This window comes from Haloquadratum walsbyi J07HQW2 (assembly GCF_000415985.1).
Classification (GTDB): Archaea; Halobacteriota; Halobacteria; order Halobacteriales; family Haloferacaceae; genus Haloquadratum; species Haloquadratum walsbyi_B.
On record NZ_KE356561.1, the window covers coordinates 3211037 to 3216503 of the forward strand.

4 protein-coding genes are annotated in these 5467 nt (G+C 46.6%); 2 read left to right on the top strand and 2 right to left on the bottom strand.

All coding sequences use genetic code 11. The annotated features are described in order from the left end of the window. Positions 1-415: 415 nt before the first annotated feature. Both J07HQW2_RS15035 and J07HQW2_RS19155 read left to right on the top strand, forming a co-directional pair. Positions 416-1567 (top strand): XdhC family protein, encoded by a 1152-nt coding sequence (locus J07HQW2_RS15035; protein ID WP_021056481.1) that lies wholly within the window; start codon positions 416-418, stop codon positions 1565-1567. 222 nt (positions 1568-1789) lie between these two features. Then, positions 1790-2176 (top strand): FAD binding domain-containing protein, encoded by a 387-nt coding sequence (locus tag J07HQW2_RS19155; RefSeq protein WP_303704340.1) that lies wholly within the window; start codon positions 1790-1792, stop codon positions 2174-2176. 1058 nt (positions 2177-3234) lie between these two features. Here J07HQW2_RS19155 and J07HQW2_RS15045 read toward each other — a convergent pair. Next, positions 3235-3987, bottom strand: coding sequence for a hypothetical protein (locus tag J07HQW2_RS15045; RefSeq protein WP_021056485.1), 753 nt, complete (start codon positions 3985-3987; stop codon positions 3235-3237). A 665-nt stretch (positions 3988-4652) separates the two neighbouring features. Next, complete coding sequence (locus tag J07HQW2_RS15050; RefSeq protein ID WP_021056487.1) at positions 4653-5240, bottom strand: SMP-30/gluconolactonase/LRE family protein; 588 nt, start codon at positions 5238-5240, stop codon at positions 4653-4655. Positions 5241-5467 lie beyond the last annotated feature (227 nt).

Consider the following 5467-nt stretch of genomic DNA (forward strand, 5'->3'; position numbering starts at 1 on the left):
CTGTGGGTTTTCAGCATGAACACAATTTAGCGCCCTTATTCATGATGTCAACATAGTTCATGTTATATTACCTGCCTCAACTGAGTCCAGGGTTCTGGGTCTACAGGGAGGACAGACCGAATTCTATCATCATTGCATATAAAATGAACATTGGTTCCTTCGGAAGGCGATTACGAGCCGTGACTGAAGTTGAGATATAAATCGAATTTCAACACCTCTTCGATACTCCGATTAATTCGGCAGACGTCGTCATACAGAGAATTCTGATCTGGTGCCGTGTATCAGCTTGATATTGCACATGATCACCTAACAGTGTATGATAATACATCTTCGTCATATCATCATCCGATGTGCTGTAGTATCCACATATGCTGTTCCAGTGAAGTCATCAACATGGAACATCGATATGGTGAACATGTCACACGTAGATACTGATGATCCCTGGAGTGCCACAGAGAAGGATCTTCGTGAGGAGATGCGAAGCCTACGCAAAGCAGGACAGCGAGCGGCTGTTGCTACCATTGTGTCTGTTGAGGGCTCAGCATATCGTCGACCGGGAGCTAAGATGCTAATCTCAGCGGATAAAGATAGTTACGGTGCCGTCACTGCCGGGTGTTTGGAAGATGCAGTCTTGGATATCGCTCATGATGTTATTGACACTCATGAACCACGCACTGAGGTCTTTGATCTTATACAGGATGATACTGAGACCTGGGGGCTTGGTCTAGGATGTAATGGAGTTATTGAACTGCTCGTTGAGCCATTAGATGCAAGTTGGGACTATCCGCTCACGGCAGTAGCTGATGGCGATCCAGTGACTGTTGCAACTGTCACTGACTCTGAAAGCTCAACCCCAAAAGGAAGTCGTACTGTTATTATGAATGATACACAACAGAATGTTAATAATCGTCACAAGATACCTAATGAATTAATCGATTCATTCAGTGACACTATTGAGCGTGTTCACTCCACAAACCAGACTCAGATAACTCAACTTGACGGAACACAAATACTAATTGATGGGCTCACACCTACTGCTAACTTGCTCATATTCGGCGGACAAAAAGATATCACACCGATGGCTAAACTAGCTAATCAGGTCGGCTTCACAACTCATGTACACTCTGGACGTGGAGCAGTTGATAGATCATCGGTCCCGGCGGACAGTATTAGTACTGGACATCCAACCGAGGTTGCCACTCATGTCGGCAATGCTGAAAATACATATGCTATTGTGATGTCACACAATTTATTAGATGATCGATTGGCTGTTGAGACGCTGCTTTCTGAGACTGAAATACCATATCTCGGGGTCATGGGTCCACGTGAGCGATTTAAAGAACTGTGTGACTCACTCTTAAAAGATAATGCACAGCTTACAACAGCAGACCTTGATCGGATTGCAGCCCCAGTTGGACTCGATCTCGGTGGTGGTGAGCCAGTCGAAATTGCACTCAGCATCGTAAGCGAGATTCTGGCAGTGAGCAATGATCGAGAAGGTGGACAGCTTTGTGAGCGAACCGGACCTATTCACTCACGTACAGGTGAAGACAGTAATTCGGAGTAAGGTTCATACAAGTAATCTCACCATTACATCGTACAAGTGGTATGTGCATTACTAACATATTATTATTAACTGAAAAGCTCAGGTGAGTATCGAATATCATCTCCCAGACAGTGTTTCAAAAGCGATGAAATCGCTTGCTGACCTCCCAGAGGTGAAACTGATGACAGGGAATCAGTCACTTGAGATTGAAATGTCAAACCAATTACTATCTCAAATCATATTATTGATACAAACGGGCTCGACGGGCTTGATTATCTTGACACCAGTGGTGATGAAATCGAAATCGGTGCAATAGTTAGACATCGTGATATGGAGAAGTCACCGGCATTGAGAGCAAAGTTCCCAACTTTGTCTATCGCTGCAGAGAAGATCGCCGGACTCGTTGTCCGCAATCGCGGCACACTTGATGGAAGTGCTGGTGAAGCTGATCCTGGTGGTAATTGTCCTTCTGTGCTCGTCGCTGTGGATGGCGAGATTGAACTGATGTCCACTGATCATATTCGGACTATTGGTGCCACCGACTACTTCAGCGCAGATATGCAGGGTAGCATCAAAGCTAATGAACTCATTCGCTGTGTTCGATTTCTGAAAAAACCGTTCCCATCTTAACAGACTGAGATGGCATTCTTCATAAAAAGAAGCCGTACAATCATGGGCAATAGTGAGCGTTACAAACGCCGTCAGGGTTGCTAATCCCCCTCGTCAGAACCCGATGATCGAGGAGGTTCTCAAATGCCTCTTTATGTAACACGAGCTTGCTATCTCATTGTTCTCTGGATTTTGGTTGTAATAAAATGTAGCATGGGCATGAGACTACATTTATTTGAACCCGTCGGGAGTGATACAAGTACGAACAATAAAGTATGGACAGACAGTTCCCCCGGAAATCTTAACCGCCGGATATCGGCAGGGAGAATCTATACGGCTATATCAGCACTCAGCAGATGCTCATTCGGTCCTGTCTCATTGGCGATTCCCATCGTAGCAGGAAGGGTTGCTCCGAGGTTTGAATATTTTCTTCGGGCGAATTCAGTTCTCAATAGTAATAACGTTGCGAAAAACGGTTCCAGACAACGATCTCTACTCTAATGTGTGTTGCGTTAACAGTTAACTTGAAGTAGTATCCGGCTAAGTGTTTTCACGAGTCGGGGATCTCGCGCCTGATGGCTTCAGTTGCCCCGGCTCATAGACAAGACACCCCTGCTCCCGTGTTGATCACGTTCCTCCTTACTCCAGAGACACTTGCATTACCGATTGAGTTTATACAACACTGTATAAACATTCCCGGGAGTGGGGGAGTCGACTCTGTGCCTCACTCCGGAGGGTCACCTGCCGTATTTGATTACTCTTTGCGAGTGACACGACGGTGATATTCTCCGTGAACACAGGGTATTCAATCTGATATGTTTGCTTACATGAATAAAATAGGGAACGCAGTCATGCGATTATTTATCACGCAAGTGACTACTGTAGTGACACAACTAACTCATTGTAATTGTGCGTATGCAATCTTTCTGAAAGAACTGAGCTATAGACTGCTAGTATGGCTTTCCTCAATCGCTCTCGACTGTGAGCATTCATCCGGTGAGCGCGAATCCTCTGACAAGTCTCGGGGAGGAACGACTCAAAGTAGCCGGGGACAAATCTGGTCGCTATCGCTATCGCTCTCACTTTCTGCCGAATCCTAACCCGATCTTCTCGACAGGCGTTATTGTGTTCCCATCTGCTCTGAGTGTCTTGATTGTATTGGAGCCTAATACATCGTCGACGTATCGTATCTTCCCTCCGTCATTACCCAAGAATAAGAGCTCGAGATCGCCGTCAGCATCAATATCGACAGGGGTGACTCCAGCCTTCCTTGCGACACCATTCTTATTCAGAATCGTTTTGTTTCCATCGACTGTAATGAGTGTTGGATTCTGACTCCCATTAATAGATGGAATTCTCGGAACGCCATTCCCGTCAAAATCTGCAGGCGGACCAATTCCAGTCCCGTTGTTACTTCCGACACCGCCTGTTTGGACTTTCTCCGTACTGCCGTCCTGATTGAGGTAGCGGATTTCTTGGGATCCATCAAAGAAAATCATCTCATCAGTTCCATCATTGTCAATATCAGCGATGCCCATCACAGCATTACAGCCGTTACCGGGCTTGGCGATCACCTCGGCGTTTCCATCTGCATCGACGCCAGCAATGTTTCCTTGATTACTCTCAGCGAGAATGAGTTTCCCTGACAGGGTTGCTGGTTGCCACTCACCAACTGCGATCCGCGTTGGCTTATTCGGATCAATTTCGGGGGTGGTGCTATTGCTCTTCGGGATTTTTGTGTCTTCGCTGTTCCCAACAGTGGTTGCGAAAATCGGATTGCTTCCTTCCTTCCTTAGTGAGGTATGGAATATCAGCCGTACTGTCGCCGACAATATCTGATGTGTCCCCGAGAGCAGATGCGGGTCTGGTCTGGGGCGGATTATTCTATATGAGCTTCATTACCGCTGATGGACGACGCTTGTCCCAGAGTGGGTGAGTGATCAATGTGAGAGACACCGGGTTCAGTTATTGTTGGACAAGGAGTCCCGACCATGGCCCCAGCGCCACCCTCGATAGCCGAATTCACGAGGACTAACAGCATACCAATAGAATTGAATATCGTGCGGATAGTCATGTCAGCTGTGCCAATAGATAGTGTCATGTAGCGCGCATGAACACATTGAATCAGTTGTAATTATTATAAACTGGATATTGTGTACTAATGTGCCTGTATTCTGCGTTGCAATATTACTCTGAGGTCCGTTGTGTTTTCAACTGTCAATAACGCAGTCGATAATTTTAGCTGTCGGTTGTTGGTTGTTTATATCCTTTCAAGAAAAGTCCTCACAGAGCCTGTGTCGACCCGAACTGAGAGGCTTCAAATCAAAAGTGCATATGACAGGCTGTTCCAGGTGAGACGACCTGTTATTTGTTGGTTGCCCCAATTCCGATTATTGAATCAACGACGCTGGTCATATTCATAACCAATAAGAAGCGCTGAGAGAACACAATTGAATTGCTCCCGTAGCAGAGGAGTGCTCAGTATGCACAGCGGTCGTCAACTGACCCCGGTATTACCGTCGGCTTTGTTCGGAGTGGAGGTCAGCTCTGTTGTATTTCCATTGAATTCGACGACATTGATACGATTGTTATTATTTCCGTTAGCGAACAATATCTCAGTGGTGTTATCATCATCAATGTCAACTGTTGCTAATCCCCCAGTTGGTTGACCCTCTGTGGTTAGTGTCCGCGTGCCTCCGGTTCGATTGACGAGGACTACCGACTCATCCGCGTTCACAGCCGGGAGTTTGACGCTCCCGCTATCGACAACTGGTGAGCCAATTTTGATTTTATTCTTTGTTGCAAACCCTGTCGTTTCGACAGTCCCAGTGTCTGTTTGGAGAATACGGACATTCTTGTTTGTATCAGTAAAGACCAATTCATCGCGTGACCCATCACTATCGAAGTCGGCTAACCCACCAATGCTGTGAGCGTCCACACCGCTAGTTGACAACACTGTGTTTACTTCATCGGTTTCGGGCTCGTATCGCCGGATCCGACCATTATTATCGGAGAAGATCACCGCAGTGCGACCGTCGCTATCTATGTCCGCAACGCCAAGGCGGACACCCTCTCGGAGATCCACTCCGCCATTTTCGGATTTGTTGAGAAGCGTCCGAACGTTCCCAGACTGATTGACAGCCGTGAGTCGCTTATTATTGCCGATAAACGGAATCTCTGCTCATGAATCGCCAAACAACTGTGTCTGTGGTCCGAGCAACTTTGTTTGTATATTCGTGCCAAACTCTTGGTTCGTATTCGGACGAACGGATCGAAGTTTGGTTCGGTTCTTCTCATTAAAGACGACTGTCT